We start from the raw sequence: 17,973 nt of genomic DNA, 5'->3' as shown, positions 1-17,973 counted from the left end.
GTGTCATGCCCCGTCAGGTGGGGGAGTTCACCAGACTCTGGGCAGCGTAGACCAGATAGTCCCAAAGCCTGGTCTCCAGCTCGTCGGGCAGATCGAGCGAGTCGACCGCGTCACGCATGTGCTTCAGCCAGGCGTCGCGCTCCGGCTCGCCGATCACGAAGGGCATGTGCCGCATCCGCAACCGGGGATGACCACGCTGCTTGCTGTAGTCGTTGGGGCCGCCCCAGTATTGGATCAGGAAGCCCCGCAGCCGCTCCTCCGCGCCCGTCAGATCGGACTCCGGATAGAGCGGCCGCAGGATCGGGTCTTCCGCGACCCCCTCGTAGAAGCGGTGCACGAGGCGCCGGAAGGTCTCCTCGCCTCCGGCGGCGTCGTAGAAGGAGGTCTCTGTCACGATTCCTAGCTTAGGCGGTGGCGACCATGGAGATGCCCGCGGTGTCCAGAGCCGTCTTGACCCGGAGCCGCAGCTCCCGCGACACCTCCGCCTGCGCGGAGGGCAGCGTCTTGGCCGTGATGCGGAACACCAGCGAGCTGTCGGAGAGCTGCTCCACCCCGAACACCTGCGGCGGCTCCACGACCTTGGACTCGCGCAGCTCGGGGTCGGCCCAGACCTCCTCGGCGACGTGCTCCAGCAGCACCCGCACGCCGACCACGTCGGCGTCGTAGGCCACCGGCACGTCCATGAACGCGCGCGACCAGCCCTGCGACTCGTTGCCGACCCGGGTGATCGTGCCGTTGCGGACGTACCAGACGCGGCCGTCCACGTCGCGCAGCCGCGTGACGCGCAGGGTGACCGCCTCGACGGTGCCGACCGCCGGGCCGGCGTCGATCACGTCGCCCACGCCGTACTGGTCCTCCAGCAGCATGAACATGCCGGCGATGAAGTCCTTCACCAGCTCCTGCGCGCCGAAGCCGATAGCCACGCCGAGGATGCCGACGCTGGTCAGCAGGGGGGCGATCGGGATCGTCAGCCTGTCGAGCACGGTCAGCACGGCGGTGCCGAGGATGACGACGGAGGCGATGTGCTTGAGCACCGACCCCATCGTCTCGGCCCGCTGCTTGCGCCGCTCGTGCAGTAACGCGTCGATGCCGTCGGTCGCCGCGCCCTTGCGGAACCGGCTGGTGATCGATCCCCCCGTGGCCGCGCGGGTGACCACCCTCGTGATCACCCGGTGCGAGACGTTACGGAGCACGAACGCGAACACGAGGATCAGGAAGACGACCACCAGCATGGCTGCCAGAGGTGCCCAGGCCGCGTTGTTGAAGATCCCGGCGATCGTCGAGCAGACGGGGTCGTTCTGGCAGGTCACGGCCACTTGTGAGGTCACCTTGTCGATATCGGGCAGCACCGATGGAGTCGTCGGCGGTGGCGACGGCGTCACCAGCAGTAACACTATGGTGGATCCCCCTCCGGAAGCGGTTCGGTCAGCAAATTGGACCGTTTCGGGTCCAAAAATACCGCTGACCGAACCGCCCGCCGTCACATCACGCCGGGGAAGACGGGGTCGCCCGCTCTCTGGGCCGCGGAGGGAGAGAGCGGACGCTCCGATGACGGACGGCTCGGACCGGGGCACGCACCCGGAAGCGTGTCCCGTGCCGGTTCCGGGAGGGATCCCCCGAACACCCGCCCTGACCCGGGCGGGCGGCTTCTGGACGCGGCGCGCGGCGCCGCGTGAAACGGGCCGGAACCGGCGGAGTGGCCAGGGCTCCGTCGCGCGGAAAACCCTCCGCACCGGCCACTCCGCCGGCTCCCAGTAGCCGTCGTGGGATGCGGTGAGCCGTGGTGGCTGCGCTCCACCCGGATCACCGGGTCGTCACTCCCCCACGACGGCGAGCACGCGAGCGACCTTGGTCGCGGCACCCGCGGGGTCGTCGGCCGTGTGCATCGGCTCGCCCCAGGACCAGCAGTACCACCAGTCGCGCATGTTGGAGACCGCTGCCGACCGGCATGTGACGTTCTCGGACAGACTCGTCGCGCTCGGGTTGATGACCCGTACGAACGTGCGTCCGCTCTGGGTCCGGACCACTCGTGCGAGCAGCCCGCGGGCGTCCAGTTCTGTCACGAGACGCTCCAGGTGCTCGAAGTTGTCGTCCCCCACCGTTCTTTCCTCCCTCGGGAAGGGTTGCTGGTGGGCCAAAGATGGCCCAAGTCAACGGTTCGTGCAACGAGGGGTTCCGCTCACGGGGAGTCGCTTCTTCCTCGCGGGATGTAAGAAACAGTCCCCGGGAGGATGTTCCTTATCCCCAGGCCGCTCCAAGGCGTTCCAATCATCTCGGCATTGCTTCATAGTCATGGGTAGGCGCAGGGCAACTTGAGGGCTACGCTGAGTCACCAGTTGCGGACCGGTCGAGACATGCGTGAGAGGGGCCGGGATGTCCGGCAGACAGCACAGGGAGACGGAGATCGCCCGGCGGATCAGGGCCAAGGGCCTGGCCGCCGGGCGCACGTCGGCTCAGATAGCTGATGAGATCCACGAGGCGTGCGCCGGGTTCAGCACGAGCCGGGTCAAGGCGCATCGGCTGGCCTACGGCATCGCGCTGGCCGACGTGATCGAGCAGGTCAGAGCCCTGTTCGAGCGCGACGGCAAGGCGATGCCCGGCATCGGCGAGACTCTCCTGTCCGCGTACGAGAGCGGGCTCAAACGCCCCGGCCCGGAGTACCTGCACTATCTGTGCACCGTCTACCGGGTCGAGCCCGCGGCGCTCGGCTACGACTCGCCCTGCATCTGTGGCCACGGCCACCGGATGCCGGGGGTGGTGCTGAGCGGCGCCGTGGAGGCGGCGGACCGCCCGCAGCGGCCGGCTCAGGAGCGCGAGCTGGTGATCCAGCCGATGGAGACCGAGCCGGAGGACGAGGAGAACGAGAACATCCTGCGGCGCACCCTTTTAAACTCACTCCAGGCCGACGCCAACCTGGCCGATCTGGAGGGCCCCGTGCTCGGGGCGTGCGAGGGCATCCGGCGCAGGATGGACGAGACGCTGGTCATGGCCACCGTGTCCGCCGCGATGCTCGACCAGTGGGAGGAGGCGACGGTCAGCTTCGGCCGCCAGTACACCACGACGGCCCCGTTGCGGCTGTTGTGCGACGTGCTGCTGGAGCTCAGCGCGGTGCGCACGGCGATGGCCCGGCGCCAGCCCATCGACCTGCAGGAGCGCCTGTGCAGGATGGCCGCCCAGCTCGCCGGGCTGGCCGGCATGATCATGATCAACCTGGGTGATCACCGGCTGGCGCGGTCGTTCTTCCGCACCGGCCGCACCGCCGCCGACGAGACCGGCGACCGCGCGCTGCGGGCGTGGATCGCGGCCCGCGAGTCGCTCGTGCCCCTCTACTTCGGCGACGCCCGCGAGGCGCTCACCCTGGCCAAGAAGAGCCGTGACATGGCGGGCTCCACGCCGTGCGCGGCCCAGGCCATGGCGCCGGTCGTCGAGGCCAGGGCGCTGGCCATGATGTCCAACGGCGAGACCAAGAAGGAGATCGTCGACCAGGCCAAGCGGGCCCTGGCGCGGGCCAGGAACGCCTTCGCCCACCTGCGTCCCGAGGACCAGGAGGACGTCGCGTTCGGTTACACCGAGAAGCAGCTCTACTTCTACCAGGGCGACGTGCTCACCAAGCTGGGCCAGACGATCGAGGCCGAGGTCGTGCTCGACCAGGCGCTGGAGAAGTACGAGGACCACATCCTCGACCAGACGCTGATCAGGCTCGACCAGGCGCAGTGCCGGCTGATCGACGGCGACGTGCAGGAGGCGGTGTCGATCGCGACGAAGGCCCTCAACATGGTCGGCGACGAGTACCTCACCGACCTCATCGTGCGGCCCGCGCTGCAGCTCGAACGGGCGATCCTCGCGCGGGACGCCGGAGTTCCAGGACTGGACGGTTTGTCGGCCGCCCTCCGGCGGCCCCGGCAGCCCGAGCTGAAAGGGGGCGATGGATGAAGCTGACGATCAGACGCTATCGGTGGTCGGATCTCGACACCATCCTCGCGCTCCATCGCATCTGCCTCGCCGAAGTGGGCCTGATGCCCGGTGACGGCGTCTACTACGACGACGACTTCCCGCGCATCCAGGAGATCTACCTGGCCTGCGGCGGCGACTTCCTCGTCGGGGAGACCGGCTCGCGGGTCGTGGCCATGGGCGGGCTGAGACCCGTCGACACGGGCACGGCGGAGATCTGCCGGTTGCGGGTCCATCCCGAGTTCCAGCGGCGCGGCTTCGGCGCGGCCATGCTCATCGCGCTCGAACGGCGTGCGGTGGAGCTCGGGTTCCACAGCGTCAGAGGTGACACGACGCTCAACCAGGAAGCGGCACTGGCCCTGTACGAACGCCGGGGCTGGCGCGAGCTGTCCAGGGAGCAGGTGGGCGGCCTGACCGTCGTCTACGGTGAGAAACGCCTGCTTCCCCCGGCTGTTCTGGAGTTCTGAACAGCGCGGCCCCACCCCTTCCCCTCCAGGGGCCGCCCCGAATGACCGATTCCCCCGGTGAGCTCTCCCGGGGCCGCTCGGCGTGATCTCGCCGCCGGGCCTTCGCCGTCACGGTGGGTGACGTCCGACCGGCCATGGAGCCTGACATCTTGCGCGAAATTCTCATGGGCGTAATGTCGGGATAGGTCGTATAGCGGCTTCCACGGATAAGGATGTACGAACCCGCGGGTGAGGGTCTTACCACTCAGGTGTAAGGGAGCACCTCCGGCTGCTGAACGTACATGTGGCGCTGCTAACAGTAGTGCCATGCTTTCCCTATGGCAGACGTGCCCGCTCCCCGCCCCCTTCTGGGAGCCGTGCTTCTGTTGTTCGTCAGCGCCGCTTGGGGGTCGGCCTTCCCGCTGATGAAGGACCTCATCCACCGGTTACCGGTGGAGGATCTGCTCGCCGAGCGCTATCTGCTGGCCGCCCTGACGCTGTTCCTCATCAGACCCGGCTGCCTTCGGGGGCTGTCACGTCAGACGTGGATCAGCGGGGCCGTGCTCGGGGTGATGTTCGGGGTGGGGCAGGTGGGCCAGGCCATGGCCCTGGGCAGCCTGCCGTCGGCGGTCTCCGGGTTCGCCGTGGGGTGCAGCGTGATGATCACGCCGATCCTGTCGCTGGTGATCTTCAAGGAGCCGGTGCGCCGGCGCATCTGGGCGGGGGTCGCGCTGGCGCTGGCGGGCATGGCCGTCTTCACCCTGGTCGGCGGGGTGGAGGAGCGCGGGATCTCGCTGCTCGCGCTGGTGGTCACGCTCACCGCCGCCGCTCTCTACTCCGGTCACACACTGTTGCTGGGGCGCCTGTCGGAGCGGCCCACCGGCTTTCCGGCGTACGCGCTGACGGTGATCCAGCTCTTCACCATCGGCGTGCTCAGCGCCGGCTACGCCGTACGCGACGGGGTCTCCGTGCCGGTCGCCCCGGCCGACTGGATGATCCTGCTGCACCTGTCGGTCATCTCGTGCGCGCTCGGCTTCCTGGCGCGCTCCCACGCCCAGGCGCACCTGCCGGCCGTGCCCAGCCAGATTCTCATGTCGTCCCAGCCGCTCTGGGTCGCCGCGATCGCGGTGATCTGGTTCCAGGAGCGGCTGGGGTGGGGCATGGTCGTGGGCGGGGTGCTGATGGCCGGGGCGATGTTGCTGGCGTTGCCCACCAGGAGTGAGGTGCGGGGAAAAGAACGCCGCCGACTGCTGGCCGTCGCCCGCCGGGCCACCCGCGTGCTCGCCGGCCACCGGATCAAGCGTGCGGACCCGTTGCGGCTCACGAGCGGGGCGGCGCCGTACATCGCCAAGAGTGCCTGCGCGGACGCGGCCTCCTGCCCCTGGCAGACCCGCTCGCTCAAGGGCGGCTCCGAGCCCAGCCTGGAACGGCTGATCGAGCGGGCCACCCACATCGTGCGGGCCAGGAACCATCCTGGGCCCGGTTGCTGCCAGTCGGTCACGCTGCTCGGCAGGTGCCTGTGCGACTTGATGGAGGAATCGGAGCGCGCGCATACCACAGGATTGCAGCGGTGGTTTCGGTCCTAATAGGTTAGATATTCCCCACAAAAGGCAACTGCATTTTATCCATTAGCCTCCCACTTATTCGCGATAAACCTTGATATTCGGTGGGGTGACCCAATAATGGGTGTTCAACCCCAAGTGGAGAGGTACGTCATGAAGCGCATCGTCGTCCGCAAGCCTGGAACCGCGAGGCTGGCTGGGACCTCCAGCGTCATTCACAAGGGGTGACTGAGGAGAGGTCCCACCTCAGGGTCCAGGGCGAACCACCCGCCCGATGGGGGGCCGTGCGGCTGCTGACGCCGTTGATGGACGCGCATCGTCGGCCGCACGGCCCCTATACCTTCGCCGCCGAGCTGCTGGGCCGGCTGGTGCCGGCCGTGCTGCGGCGCTCGCCTGAGCTGGTGGCCGCGCACGACATCGAGATCCTGGCGGCCGCACCCCGGCTGGCCGGGACCGTGCGGCCCACGCGGGTCACGATCGACATGGAGCTGCCCGACGAGGAGCGCATCCTCGTGCCCGCGCCCCGCCGCACGCTGCGGCTGGCCAACGGGATCGCGGAGTTCGTCCGCGACGCCGTACGCCCGGGGCGGGCGATCGCCGTGTGCAACACCGACGCGGCCGACCCCACGGACACCGAGCTGCTGGACGTCATGACGCGGCGGATCCCGCCCGCCACTCTCACGATCATGCTGTACTCCGGCGGCCCCGAGCCGCCGCCCGACACCCGCGGCGCCGACGAGCTGTGGGAGCTGGTCGACCGCTGCACGCGCGAGGGCTTCCTGCACGCCGTGGCCGAGCTGGGGGAGCGCGGCATGGCACGCACGCCGCCGGGCGAGCCGAGCTGGTGGCGCTTCGCCCAGCGCACCGCGACCGCACTCGGCGGACTCGGGCGCACCGACGAGGCCCGCGCGATCTGGGACCTGGTGCGCCTGTCCAGCCAGGACCCGGCGATGCACGCGGCGGCGGCGTACGGCACCGCCATGCTCGACGCCCGGCACCCCGATCCCGCGCGCCGCGACCTGACCAGGGCCAGGGCCTGGATCAACGAGGCCATCGCGATCTCCACGATCCTGCCCGACCCCGCCGAGCGGGCCTTCAAGCTCGGCTTCGACCGCAACGGCCTGGCGCTGATCGAGCTGCGGCAGGGTCGCCTCGACGCCGCGCTGACGCTGGTGGAGTCGGCCATCGAGCTGGCCGGCGAGCTGGGGGAGCGCCACCGGCCGCACCGGATGGTGCTGCTGGCCAACCGGGCGCAGCTCCTGGCCGCGCTGGGCAGGACCAAGGAGGCGCTGGAGGACTACGGGGCGGCGATCGCCATCGATCCCGGCTTTCCCGACCAGTACCTGGAACGAGGCAACCTGCTGTTCAAGCTGGGCCGCCACGAGGAGGCGGAGGCCGACTTCGAGCAGGCCATGCGGGCCGGGCCGCCGTTGCCGGAGGCGCACTACAACCGCGCCGAGCTGTGCGCCGTGCAGGGGGACGTCGAGGCCGCGCTGGCGGACCTGGGGCGGGTGATCGAGCTCGACCCCGGCTACCTGGACGCCTACATCAACCGCGCCGGGCTGCTGGCCGGCTGCGAACGGGACGAGGAGGCCAGGGCCGACGTCGAGACCGGGCTGCGGCTCGCGCCGGGCAACCCGTTCCTGCTGACGGTGCTGGGCCAGCTGGAGACGGCGGCGGGCCGCTACAGGGAGGCCGGGACGGCGCTGGAGCAGGCCCTGGAGCGGGCGCCGGGGCTGGTCGCCGCCTGGGGGAGCAGGGGCGTGCTCCGGTACGCCACCGGCGACCTGGAAGGCGCGGTGGACGACCTGACGCACGCCATCGGGCTGCGACCCCAGTCCGACCTGTACGCCAACCGCGCGGTCGCCCTGCGCGCCCTCGGCCGCCATGCCGAGGCGGAGGCGGACGACCATCGGGCGGCAGGCACGGCTGATGGGAGCATTGGTGTATGAGGGGGCGAACAGGGCGAGCGGCCGCGGTGTGCGCCGCGCTCGGCGTGTTGTGGTGGGCCACGGTACGGCTGGCCTGGGCCGGCGTCGGCTGCGAGGACTGGGGCTGCCTGGTGCCGGCCGTCGGCGTCGTCGTGGTGATCAGCCTGGTGCTGCTCGCCGGAGCCGTGTACGCGCTGGAGCGGGTGGCGGTACGGCCCGGGCGGCGGGTGGCGCTCACGGCGGCCGGGGTGCTGATCGTGTTCCGGCTGGCGGGGGAGTCGCTGCCCTCGTGGCCGTCGTCGCTCGCCGACGCGGCCGTGGCAGGGGCGGCGTTCGCCGTGGCGGGGGCGCTGGCGGCGTTCGTGACGGAGGTCGGGGTCTCCCGGCGGATGCGGGCGGCGATCGCGTTCGCCGTGGTGGCGCTGCTGCCGGTGGCGCTCGCGGCGGCACTCACCCGCCACGGCTTCTGACGCCGTGCGACCCGGCGTGCGACCCTGAATATCCTGTAGCGCATGGGCACACGCGGCAGGCAGGCCGAGGCGGCACGCAACGATCTGCGGCTGCTGAGCGCGGCGCACGAGGTGTTCACCACGCAGGGCTTCGACGCGCCCGTGTCGGCCATCGCCAAGCAGGCGGGCGTCGGCATGGGCAGCCTCTACCGCCGCTACCGCACCAAGGAGGAGCTGCTCCAGCGCCTGTGCCTGATCGCCATGGAGCGGGTCGTGGAGGCGGCGGAGGCGGGGCTGGCGGAGCCGGACCCGTGGGAGGGCCTGGCGCTGTACGTCCGCACCTGCGTGGCCAACAGGGCGGGCGCGCTGGCACCGGTCGCGGGCACCATCGAGGTCACCGAGGAGATGTGGCGCACCTCCCGCCGCGCCGACGAGGCCGCCGAGCGGCTGGTGGCCCGCGCGCACGAGGCCGGCGTGCTCAGGAGCGACGTGAGCATGCTGGACGTCTCGCTGCTCATGGAGCAGTTCAGCCGCCCGGCTGCGGGGCCGCCCCGCCCGGAGCACGAGCACGTCAAGCAGCGCCTGCTGGCCATCGCCCTCGACGGCCTGCGCGCGCCGGGCCTGACCGAGCTGCCGGGCCCGGCGCCGACCATGGAGTGGTACGAACAGCGCTGGGGAAGCCCTCCGTAGGTCTACGGTGGGGTGCGTGGGCTTCAACGAGCTGCTAGAGGACCTCGATCACAGTGCCACCGCCCAGGCGGCGGGCATCAGGCGTGGCTACGGCGGGCCGCCCGCCCGGGCGGTGAGCTTCAGCTCGGGCATGACCCGGCTGCGCTGCGCCTCCCTGCTCAAGCCCCTGTACGCGTGGGTGAGCGCCGCCCGCGTGGCCGACGCGGAGCGCTGGCGCCGCCACGCGGAGCCGGCCGTCGTCGTCTCCTCCAACGCCGACACGCTCAACCTGTGGCTCGCGGTCGGCCCCCGCGTCATCCTCGACGACCTGCGCGAGCGCACGGGCGTGGTCTGGGCGCTGCCCAACGGCGACCTGTCCAGGTTCGGCTCCGTCGAGGTCACGGCGGCGGAGGTGGCCGCCGCCTACGCGGCGCTCGCCCAGGCGGCCCTGGCCGGCGACCCGGTGGCCGGCAGCGTGCTCGACTGGATGGGGCAGGTGGCGGAGCCGCAGGCGTTCGGCGCGCGGGAGGCGCTGGGCTGGCCGGAGTCGGCGGTCAAGTGCGGCTGGTACGGCGCCCCCGACGAGACCTGCCTGCGCACGCACGCCGTGGCGGTCCAGCCGCGCGGCGGCACCAGGGTGAGCGTGATCGTCGCGATGACCGCGCTGCCCTACACCGTCGCGCACGAGCGTGACACCTACCGCGAGCGGGTGGGCAAGGGGCTGCCGGTGGAGGCGGAGCACGAGAAGGTGTGCGGCACGCTGCTGCGCGGGCTGATGACGACGACGCTGGAGGAGCTGGGCGTCTGAGCCCCGGGCGGGCCAGGAGTCACCGGAGATCTCGCGTGAGCCGCTCGACCACCTGCGCCAGCTCCGGCGGCTCGACGCCCGGGGGCAGCTCCTCGGCCCACACGTGGCCGCGGAAGGCCGCGCTCTCCTCCTGCGTCAGCTCGCCCGGATCCACCGCCGGCCGCTCCCCGTCGAACCTCGCCAGGTAGAACACCTCGCGCTTGACGAACCGCGTCCCCAGCCACCGGAAGTCCCTGTCGACCTCGACGTGCCGGTCCAGCACCGCCGAGCCGGGCAGGCCGGTCTCCTCGGTCAGCTCCCGCCTGGCCGCCTCCAGCGGGGTCTCGCCTGGCTCCAGCCTGCCGCCCGGCGGCTCCCAGACCTCGGCGCCCGCCACGTGGTCGTACCAGTGCATCAGCAGCACCCGCCCGTCGCGGTCGAGGCAGACCACGCGCGCGGCGGGGCGCTCGTCGATGTCGCTCATGCCCGCAGAGGCTAGCGGGGGACGTGGTGGCGCAGCCGCAGGGCGTCGGGGAAGGGGGAGAAGTAGGTCTGGTCGCGCACGTACGCGGCGGCCTCCCCGCGGGCGTGGTGGCGCAGCAGCGTCGTGGGCACGCTCAGCGGCACCAGGCCCGCCTGATAGGCGTCGATGACGTCCACCAGGTCGGCCCGCCTGACCGGGTCCAGGACGAGCATGCCCAGGCAGTGCTGCAGCACGTTGACGTTCTTGCCCGTGGTGGCCTTGGTGGAGAGCGTGCGCTGGAAGGCGTCGGTGTAGCGGGCGGCCACCTCGGCGCGCGGATGGCCGCCCGCCGCCGCCACCACGCGGCCCGCCGTGCGGTAGAGCTGGGGGTCGTGGGCGAGCAGTTGCATCTTGTGCCGGGCGTGGAAGGTGACGAGGTCGCGTGGCCGCCAGTCCGCCGAGAGCAGGGCGCGGAGCCTGGCGTGCGCGAAGACGCGCTCCACGAAGCTCTCCCGCAGCAGCGCGTCGTGCAGCCTGCCCTCGTCCTCCACCGGCAGCAGCGGGCTGCGCTCCATGACGATCCCGCTGAACAGGCCCCTGTTGCGCCGGTCGGCCGGGGTGCCGTCGGCCCGGTAGACGGGCACGCCGTGGATGCCGCAGGTGGGGCTCTTGGCCTTGAACACGTACCCGTCCACGTCGAGCCGCGCGAGCTCGGCGGCGCGGCGGCCGGCCAGCTCGGTCATGCGGTCGGTCAGGTCCACCCGCGTCTGCCGGGTCACCAGGCGGGGGCCGTCGTCGGAGCGCTCCTGCCGCAGGGTCTCGCGCGGGGTGCCCAGGCCCGCCTCCATCTCGGGGCAGACGGGCACCCAGTCCACGTACGGGTCGAGGTCGCCGGTCAGGAAGCGGTCGCGGCTGTGCCCGCCGTTGTACCTGACCTCCTCGCCCAGCAGGCAGCTGGAGACGGCCACCCGGGGGCGTGCTTCCTGCTCGCCGGCCGTCCCGGGTTCGGTGATCACTCTCACATTGCAGCTCGGACGGGGAGAGCCGGGCAACCAAGCCAGGGGAGATCCTTTCCGGCGGTGACCTGTCACCGCTTCACCGCTTCATCGCTCCGTCGGCGATGGCGTCGGCCGCCTCGCCGATGGCGACCCCCACGATCTCCAGCCGGCGCACCAGCTCCCGCTCCTTCATCGCGTTCGCGGTCAGCTCGCCGGAGAAGATGCGGGAGATCTCGTACTGGTACATCCGCCGGATCGCCCCACCGGCCTTCTTGGCCTCCAGCGCGTCGTGGGAGACGGCCGACGGGCGGGCGGCGAGGCTGCGTACGGCCTCCTCCAGCGCCTCGATGCCCACGATGACCTGGTCCAGCATGGGCGTGAAGCGGATCTGGTCCGGCACCCGGTACAGATGCGACTCCCTGACGAAGTCGCGCAGCGAGTCGAGCACGTCGTCGATCGAGCGCGACAGCCGGAACAGGTCCTCCCGGTCGATGGGCGTGACGAGGGCGGTCTTCAGCTCGTCGATGAGCCGGGCCCGCTCCTCGTCGCCCAGGTGCTCGATCGAGCGCATCTGCTCGTGCGCCCCCGTCCTGCCGACCTCGCCGCCGATCATGGCCATGGCCAGCCACGCCCCTTCCTTGGTGGCCTCCAGCTGTCCGAGCAGCGCCTCGGTGAGCGCGCTGTCCATGCGCCCGGTCATCAGGTCCCTGATTCGCCGCAGCCGTTTCACACCGGTACTCCCCCTCATGACAGCTCCACGCTCGCGAACCCCTTGACCAGCAGGGCCAGCCCCCAGCCCAGCAGCCCGCTCGCCGGCAGCGTCAGCAGCCAGGCGGCGACGATCTTGCCGGCCGCGTGCCAGCGGACCCGGCCGCCGCCCTGCGCGACGCCGGCGCCGATGAGGCCGCCCGCGATGGCCTGCGTCATGCTCACCGGCATGCCGACCGCCGCGCAGCCGATGACCGCCGTGCCGGCGGCCAGCTCCGCCGCCACGCCGTGCGGGGGCCGGGAGACGATGATCTCGCGGCTCAGCGTGCGGCCCGCCTTGGGCAGCCCGTACAGGGTGCCGGCCGCGAACAGCACGGCCGCCGCCACCGTGTACTCGACCGGCGCCCCGGTGAACCCTGCCGCGATCATGAACACGGCCAGCATCTTCTGCGCGTCGTTGGCCGCGTACGCGATCGTCTCCAGCAGGAAACCCGCCCAGTGCCAGCGCCACAGCCCGCGCGCCGTCGTCGTGGCCACCAGCAACCGGATGAACACCCACGCCAGCAGCCCGCCCACGAAAGGCGCGGCGAGCCCGAACGCCAGCACCAGCGCCACCCAGTCGGGCGAGACCCGCAGCCCCCAGCCCAGCCCCGCGCCGGTGAGCCCGCCGACCACGGCCAGGGTCAGGCTGGTGGGGCGGCCCTTGGCGCTGAGCACGCTCACCACGGCGAGCGCCGAGACCACCGCCACGACCATCGCGAACTGGCCGCCCGGGTCGCGGAAGGAGCCCAGCCGGGTCACGAACGTCACCGCCACCTGGCTCGTGACCAGCGGTACGGCCGCGACGAACACCGTCAGCACCACGATCCCGGTCACCGGGCGCACCGCGGGCAGCTTCAGCCCGGTCGCGAGGAGCGCGCCTCCGTCGTTGACCCCGGACACGACGGCGAACAGGCCGGCCACCACGATCAGCACGACGGCGTCCAAGGGCACGCACTCCAACCCGTCCCGGCTCAGCGGGACACACACGTTCCAGGAGACCGATCAACTACCCAAAGGGGACGAAACGTTGCTGCGATCTCGGTCACGCGTCTGCAACGTCTCGTCGCCGGTACCCTCGTCTCAGGCTACGAGCACCACCACGTTCGAGCACTTAGACGTTCGCGAGAGTGAAGGCATGACCAGCCCCGCCGAATACATCCTGACGCTGTCCTGTCCCGACCGGCCCGGGGTCGTGGCCGCCGTCTCCGGCCTGCTCGCCGGGCACGGATGCAACATCATCGAGAGCCAGCAGTTCGGCGACAGGGTGGGCCAGCGCTTCTTCATGCGCGTGCAGTTCGCGGGAGAGCTGGGGGAGGACTCCCTCAACGCCGCCTTCGCCGCGCTCGCGCCCGACTTCGCCATGGAGTTCAAGCTGCGCGACGTGGCCAGGAAGCCGCGCGTGCTGATCATGGTGAGCAAGTTCGACCACTGCCTGAACGACCTGCTCTACCGCGTACGGTCCAAGGCGCTCGACATCGAGATCGCCGCCGTCGTCTCCAACCACCCCGACCTGCGGCCGCTCACGCAGTCCAACGGCATCGACTACCACCACCTGCCGGTCACCCCCGAGACCAAGCCGAAGCAGGAGGCCGAGGTGCTCGCGCTGGTGGAGCACTACCAGGTCGATCTGGTGGTGCTGGCCCGCTACATGCAGGTGCTCTCACAGGACCTGTGCGGGAAGCTGGCGGGGCGGGCGATCAACATCCACCACTCGTTCCTGCCGTCGTTCAAGGGCGCCAAGCCCTACCACCAGGCCCACAACCGCGGGGTCAAGCTCATCGGCGCCACGGCGCACTACGTGACCGCCGACCTCGACGAGGGCCCGATCATCGAGCAGGAGGTGGCCAGGGTCAACCACAGCCACTCTCCCGAGGACCTGGTGGCCATCGGGCGCGACGTGGAGTGCCTGGCGCTGGCCAGGGCGGTCAAGTGGCACGCCGAGCAGCGGGTGCTGCTCGACGGCCACAAGACCATCGTCTTCCCCCGGTGACCTACAGGCCGGTGTGCCTGGCCAGGAAGGTCAGCGTGTCGGCCGACAGGTCCACCGACCTGCTCACCGAGCGGGCGCCGTGGCCGACCTCCGTCTCGTTGCGCAGCAGCACCGGCCGGTCGGCGGTCGAGGCGTGCTGCAGCGCCGCGCACATCTTCCACGCGTGCAGCGGGTGCACGCGCGTGTCGGACTGGAAGACGGTGAACAGCGTCGCCGGATAGGCCACCGACTCCCTGACGTGGTGGTAGGGCGAGTAGCCCCACAGCCAGCCGAACTGCTCGGGGTCGTCGGCCGAGCCGTACTCGACGTTCCAGGTGGCGCCGAGCCCGAACTTCTCGTACCTGATCATGTCGAGCAGCGGCGCGGAGCAGACCACCGCCGCGTACAGCTCGGGGCGCTGCGTCAGCGCGGCCCCCACCAGCAGGCCGCCGTTGGAGCCGCCGGAGATGCCGAGCTGCTCGGGCGTGGTCACGCCGGTCGCGATGAGGTGCTCGGCCGCGGCGTGGAAGTCGTCGAAGACGTTCTGCTTGTTGGCCAGCATGCCCGCGCGGTGCCACTCCTCGCCCTCCTCGCCGCCGCCGCGCAGGTTGGCGATGGCGTACACGCCGCCGGCCTCCACCCAGGCCAGGATCGAGGCGGAGTAGCCGGGCGTCATGGACAGGCCGAAGCCGCCGTAGCCGTACAGGATGGTCGGGCGCGGGCCGGACGACTCGCCGGCGGGGGAGATGATCAGCATGCGGACGTCGGTGCCGTCCTTGGAGCGGTAGACCACCTGCTCGGTGCGCACCGGAGGCACCTCGACCGTGCCGGGGGAGGCCGCCCAGAGCGTGGTCTCGCCCGTGCGGGCGTCGTAGCGCTGGATGGTGGGCGGCGTGGTGTTGTCGGTGTAGCCGAACCACGCCTCGTAGCCGCCCTCGGGGCGCTCGGCGATGCCGCCGATCGAGCCGAGCCCCGGCACCGGCACCTCGCCGACGTGCTCGCCGGTCGCCAGGTCGTGCACGCTGATCTCGCTGATCGCGTGGCGGGTCCAGCCCACCAGCATGACCGGGCGCTCCAGGTCGTCGAGGATCGCGAAGTCGCTCAGCACCGCCTCGGGGTGCTCGGGGATCAGCTCGCGCCAGGTGTCGTAGCCCGGCTCCGCCGGGTCGGTGACGCACACCCGGCCCCTGGGCGCGTCGCGGTCGGTGTGCACGTACAGCTTGCCGTCGCGCCCGAACGAGAGCCCGACCTGCGCGTCCACGCCCTCCTGTACGACCTTCAGCGCCGGCCGGTCGAGCGGCGAGGCGGTCAGGTCGGCCACCCAGACGTCGTTGCGCGGCGCCGTGCCCTCGTGCGCCGACACCTGCAGCCAGCGGCCGTCACGCGAGACCGACACGCCGTAGTAGTTGGTCATCTTCAGGCCCTGGCCGAAGATCATCACGTCGTCCTCGGTGGAGGTGCCGACGCGGTGCAGGTAGACGCGGCGGTGGAACTGCGTCTCGTTCTCCGGCACCTCGGTGCTCGGCAGCCTGCGTACGTAGTAGAACGCCTCACCGCCGGGCAGCCACGCGATCGGCGAGTAGCGGCAGCGGTCGATCGGCCCCTCGACCCGCTCACCCGTGGCCACGTCGATGACGTAGAGCACCGACTCCTCGTTGCCGCCCACGGAGATCTGGTACGCCAGCAGGCGCCCCTCCTTGTCGGGCTGCACCGCGTCGAGCGTGGTCAGCCCGGACGGGTCGAGCGCCATCGGGTCGACCAGCGCCCGCTCGGTGCCGTCGGGCTCGACCACGTAGTAGACCGCGTGCTCCTGGTCGGGGGTGCGCCGGGAGAAGAAGTAGCGCTCGCCGCGCCAGGCGGGCACCCCCACGGAGCCGGACCTGAGCAGCTCGGCGATCCGGTCCTTGAACCGCTGCGGCCCGCGCTCCGCGCCGAACAGCTCGGCCTGCGCGAGCAGCCACCCCTTGGTCTCGGGGCTGTCGGGGTCCTCGAGCCACCGGTAGGGGTCTGGGACAGGGGTTTCGTGCAGGATGTCGACGATGTCCTCGCGACGTGCTGTCGGGTACGGCTCTCGCGTCATGTCAGGAACCCTACTGCCAAAGGGCATGCGTAAAGCGCTGGTAGAGCGGGCATAAAACGTACCGTGCGTCCCTCTGGTCATTCCGGCAGGAGGTTTTTGGGGTGGCGGGGACCACGGTGCAAACGCCAGACTTGGTGACAGGACGGTGCCGTGGTGACCATCCGCTGGACCGTCCGGCGGAGGTCCACGTGACGGAAGCACGAGTGCCCCAGGAGGGGCCGACAGGAGGGACATGCCGCGGCATGTCCCCTTTGATACGCGCGCAGCGGGAAGAGGCCCGATGATGCGCCAGGTCCTGCTGCTGAATGCCACCTACGAGCCACTGACCACCCTCTCGCTGCACCGGGCCGTCGTGCTCGTGCTGCGGGAGAAGGCCGATGTCGTCCATCGTGACGGCCGAGGTGCCGTGCTGCGGTCCGCCAGCCGCACGCTCGACGTTCCCTCGGTGATCAGGCTCCGCAGATATGTCCGCATCCCCTACCGGTCCCGCATCCCCCTGACCAGGGCCGCCCTCATGCGGCGCGACGACTACCGCTGCGCCTACTGCGGGCAGAAGGCCGAGACCATCGACCATGTCATCCCCCGGTCCAGGGGCGGCACGCACACGTGGGAGAACTGCGTGGCCTCCTGCACCACGTGCAACCACCGCAAGGCCGACAAGTACCTGGAGGAGCTGGGGTGGACGCTGCGCGTCAGCCCTGCGGTGCCACGGGGCGCCCACTGGCGGCTCATCGGCGCCTCGCTCGCCGGTGACCCGCAATGGGCGCCCTACCTGGAGGCAGCAGCCTGAAACGGCGTTGAGCGCGGGGCCGCATCCCTGACACCATGAGCAGGCATGTGGACCTTCACCTCATCCGTTGAGGAGTACGCCGCGGTCGCCGAGCCGTTCCTGCTCGGCGACCCGGTGCGCAACACCGTGCCACTGACCGTCCTGGCCAACCTGCGCGCGGGCATGCCCGTGAAGGACCCCCGCTACGGATGGTGGACCGTCGACGGTGAGATCCGCGGGGCGGTCTTCCACACCCCGCCGTTCCCCGCCGGGCTCTTCGCCGTGCCCGTCGAGGCCGTCGCGCCGCTGCTGGAGGCACTCGACGGGGAGCTGCCCGTGTTCGTGGGCCCGCTGGAGGTGACCGTCGAGGCCACCCGGCTGCTCGGCACGCCGGCGCGGATCGTCTCCGAGCGGCTCTTCCGCCTCGGCACGCTCGCCGCCCCCGGCACCCCCGGCCGGGGCAGGCTCGCGGTGGCGGCCGACCTGCCGCTGCTGGTGAGCTGGTACCAGGCGTTCGGCGACGAGACGGGCATGGGCGAGGGCGACATCGTCGAACGGGTGGTGCGGCGGCTGGAGGGCCGCGAGCTGTTCGTGTGGGAGGCCGACCAGGCGCCGGTCTCGTTCGCCGGGCTCTCCCCCGAGGCCGGCGGGGTGTGCCGCATCGGCCCCGTCTACACGCCGCCGTCCCGCCGACGGCGCGGCTACGGGGCCGCCGTCACCGCGTACGCCAGCCGGGTCGCGCTGGCCGAACGGTGCGAGCAGGTGGTGCTGTTCACCGACCTGGCCAACCCGACCAGCAACGCCATCTACCAGGCGATCGGCTACGAGCCCGTCTCCGACTACGCGCACGTCACCTACCGGTAGCGGGCCCCCTGCGCGGTCGGCGATCGCGGCTAGGATGGGCGCATGCCGCGTTACGACTTCCGGTGCCGCGCCTGCGGCTCCACCTTCGAGGTGTCCCGTCCCATGTCGGCCTCCGACGACCCGGCGACCTGCCCCGAAGGTCACGCCGACACGGTGAAGCTGCTGTCCACGGTCGCCATGACGGGCGGCGCCGCCGCGCCCAGAGCCGCCGCCGGCGGTGGGGGTGGCGGTGGTTGCTGCGGTGGCGGGTGCTGCTCCTCCTAGCTGCTACACCCTGACGCCTTC

The 17,973-nt window shown here is 71.2% G+C and carries 19 protein-coding genes; 11 read left to right on the top strand and 8 right to left on the bottom strand.

Annotated features, from left to right (window positions below):
• Positions 1–13 precede the first annotated feature (13 nt).
• The 3 genes from LCN96_RS43985 to LCN96_RS43975 all read right to left on the bottom strand — a co-directional run bounded on the left by LCN96_RS43985 (position 14) and on the right by LCN96_RS43975 (position 2,099).
• A complete protein-coding gene (locus LCN96_RS43985; protein ID WP_318528332.1) occupies positions 14–394 on the bottom strand; it encodes a globin in 381 nt (126 codons plus the stop codon).
• A 10-nt stretch (positions 395–404) separates the two neighbouring features.
• Complete coding sequence (locus LCN96_RS43980) at positions 405–1,316, bottom strand: mechanosensitive ion channel family protein (protein WP_225268327.1); 912 nt, start codon at positions 1,314–1,316, stop codon at positions 405–407.
• A gap of 498 nt (positions 1,317–1,814) precedes the next feature.
• Positions 1,815–2,099: a hypothetical protein gene (locus LCN96_RS43975; protein ID WP_225268326.1), complete on the bottom strand. Its 285-nt coding sequence runs from the start codon at positions 2,097–2,099 to the stop codon at positions 1,815–1,817.
• A gap of 274 nt (positions 2,100–2,373) precedes the next feature.
• Here LCN96_RS43975 and LCN96_RS43970 point away from each other — a divergent pair, with 274 nt between their 5' ends.
• From LCN96_RS43970 to LCN96_RS43940, 7 genes are all read left to right on the top strand, one after another.
• Complete coding sequence (locus LCN96_RS43970) at positions 2,374–3,933, top strand: XRE family transcriptional regulator (RefSeq protein ID WP_225268325.1); 1,560 nt, start codon at positions 2,374–2,376, stop codon at positions 3,931–3,933.
• On the top strand, positions 3,930–4,418 hold the full coding sequence (locus LCN96_RS43965; RefSeq protein WP_225268324.1) for a GNAT family N-acetyltransferase: 489 nt from the start codon (positions 3,930–3,932) through the stop codon (positions 4,416–4,418). The genes LCN96_RS43970 and LCN96_RS43965 overlap by 4 nt, the downstream gene beginning before the upstream one ends.
• A gap of 356 nt (positions 4,419–4,774) precedes the next feature.
• Positions 4,775–5,983 (top strand): DMT family transporter, encoded by a 1,209-nt coding sequence (locus LCN96_RS43960; protein ID WP_263657399.1) that lies wholly within the window; start codon positions 4,775–4,777, stop codon positions 5,981–5,983.
• Positions 5,984–6,183: 200 nt separating this feature from the next.
• A complete protein-coding gene (locus LCN96_RS43955; RefSeq protein ID WP_225268322.1) occupies positions 6,184–7,911 on the top strand; it encodes a tetratricopeptide repeat protein in 1,728 nt (575 codons plus the stop codon).
• Entirely contained in the window at positions 7,908–8,360 is a 453-nt protein-coding gene (locus tag LCN96_RS43950; protein WP_225268321.1) for a hypothetical protein, read from the top strand. Before LCN96_RS43955 ends, LCN96_RS43950 begins: the two co-directional genes overlap by 4 nt.
• Before the next feature lie 42 nt (positions 8,361–8,402).
• Entirely contained in the window at positions 8,403–9,029 is a 627-nt protein-coding gene (locus LCN96_RS43945; RefSeq protein ID WP_225268320.1) for a TetR/AcrR family transcriptional regulator, read from the top strand.
• 16 nt (positions 9,030–9,045) lie between these two features.
• Positions 9,046–9,816, top strand: a complete 771-nt coding sequence (locus LCN96_RS43940) for a hypothetical protein (protein ID WP_225268319.1) — start codon at positions 9,046–9,048, stop codon at positions 9,814–9,816.
• Between the two features lie 19 nt (positions 9,817–9,835).
• Here LCN96_RS43940 and LCN96_RS43935 read toward each other — a convergent pair whose 3' ends face one another.
• The 4 genes from LCN96_RS43935 to LCN96_RS43920 form a co-directional block, all read right to left on the bottom strand.
• Positions 9,836–10,279 carry an NUDIX domain-containing protein gene (locus tag LCN96_RS43935; protein ID WP_225268318.1) on the bottom strand — a complete coding sequence of 148 codons (444 nt, stop codon included), beginning with the start codon at positions 10,277–10,279 and terminating at the stop codon, positions 9,836–9,838.
• 11 nt (positions 10,280–10,290) lie between these two features.
• Complete coding sequence (locus LCN96_RS43930) at positions 10,291–11,274, bottom strand: YbgA family protein (protein ID WP_225268317.1); 984 nt, start codon at positions 11,272–11,274, stop codon at positions 10,291–10,293.
• A 79-nt stretch (positions 11,275–11,353) separates the two neighbouring features.
• Positions 11,354–12,004 (bottom strand): DUF47 domain-containing protein, encoded by a 651-nt coding sequence (locus tag LCN96_RS43925; RefSeq protein WP_225268316.1) that lies wholly within the window; start codon positions 12,002–12,004, stop codon positions 11,354–11,356.
• The gene (locus LCN96_RS43920; RefSeq protein WP_225268315.1) at positions 12,001–12,957 is read right to left on the bottom strand and encodes an inorganic phosphate transporter; all 957 of its coding nucleotides are present in this window, start codon (positions 12,955–12,957) and stop codon (positions 12,001–12,003) included. Before LCN96_RS43920 ends, LCN96_RS43925 begins: the two co-directional genes overlap by 4 nt.
• A 184-nt stretch (positions 12,958–13,141) precedes the next feature.
• Here LCN96_RS43920 and purU point away from each other — a divergent pair, with 184 nt between their 5' ends.
• The gene (gene purU / locus LCN96_RS43915) at positions 13,142–13,996 is read left to right on the top strand and encodes a formyltetrahydrofolate deformylase (protein WP_225268314.1); all 855 of its coding nucleotides are present in this window, start codon (positions 13,142–13,144) and stop codon (positions 13,994–13,996) included.
• Position 13,997: 1 nt separating this feature from the next.
• Here the strand turns inward: purU and LCN96_RS43910 are convergent, their stop codons facing one another.
• The gene (locus LCN96_RS43910; protein WP_225268313.1) at positions 13,998–16,055 is read right to left on the bottom strand and encodes a prolyl oligopeptidase family serine peptidase; all 2,058 of its coding nucleotides are present in this window, start codon (positions 16,053–16,055) and stop codon (positions 13,998–14,000) included.
• 283 nt (positions 16,056–16,338) lie between these two features.
• Here LCN96_RS43910 and LCN96_RS43905 point away from each other — a divergent pair, with 283 nt between their 5' ends.
• The 3 genes from LCN96_RS43905 to LCN96_RS43895 are packed head-to-tail and all read left to right on the top strand — an operon-like array spanning position 16,339 to position 17,952.
• Positions 16,339–16,845, top strand: coding sequence for an HNH endonuclease (locus LCN96_RS43905; RefSeq protein ID WP_225276194.1), 507 nt, complete (start codon positions 16,339–16,341; stop codon positions 16,843–16,845).
• Between the two features lie 45 nt (positions 16,846–16,890).
• Positions 16,891–17,688: a GNAT family N-acetyltransferase gene (locus tag LCN96_RS43900; protein ID WP_225268312.1), complete on the top strand. Its 798-nt coding sequence runs from the start codon at positions 16,891–16,893 to the stop codon at positions 17,686–17,688.
• A gap of 42 nt (positions 17,689–17,730) precedes the next feature.
• Positions 17,731–17,952 carry an FmdB family zinc ribbon protein gene (locus tag LCN96_RS43895; RefSeq protein ID WP_225268311.1) on the top strand — a complete coding sequence of 74 codons (222 nt, stop codon included), beginning with the start codon at positions 17,731–17,733 and terminating at the stop codon, positions 17,950–17,952.
• Positions 17,953–17,973: the final 21 nt, after the last annotated feature.

This window comes from Nonomuraea gerenzanensis, assembly GCF_020215645.1.
GTDB lineage: Bacteria > Actinomycetota > Actinomycetes > Streptosporangiales > Streptosporangiaceae > Nonomuraea > Nonomuraea gerenzanensis.
The sequence above is the reverse complement of the archived record's forward strand: the minus strand, read 5'-3'. Positions and strand labels throughout refer to the sequence as shown.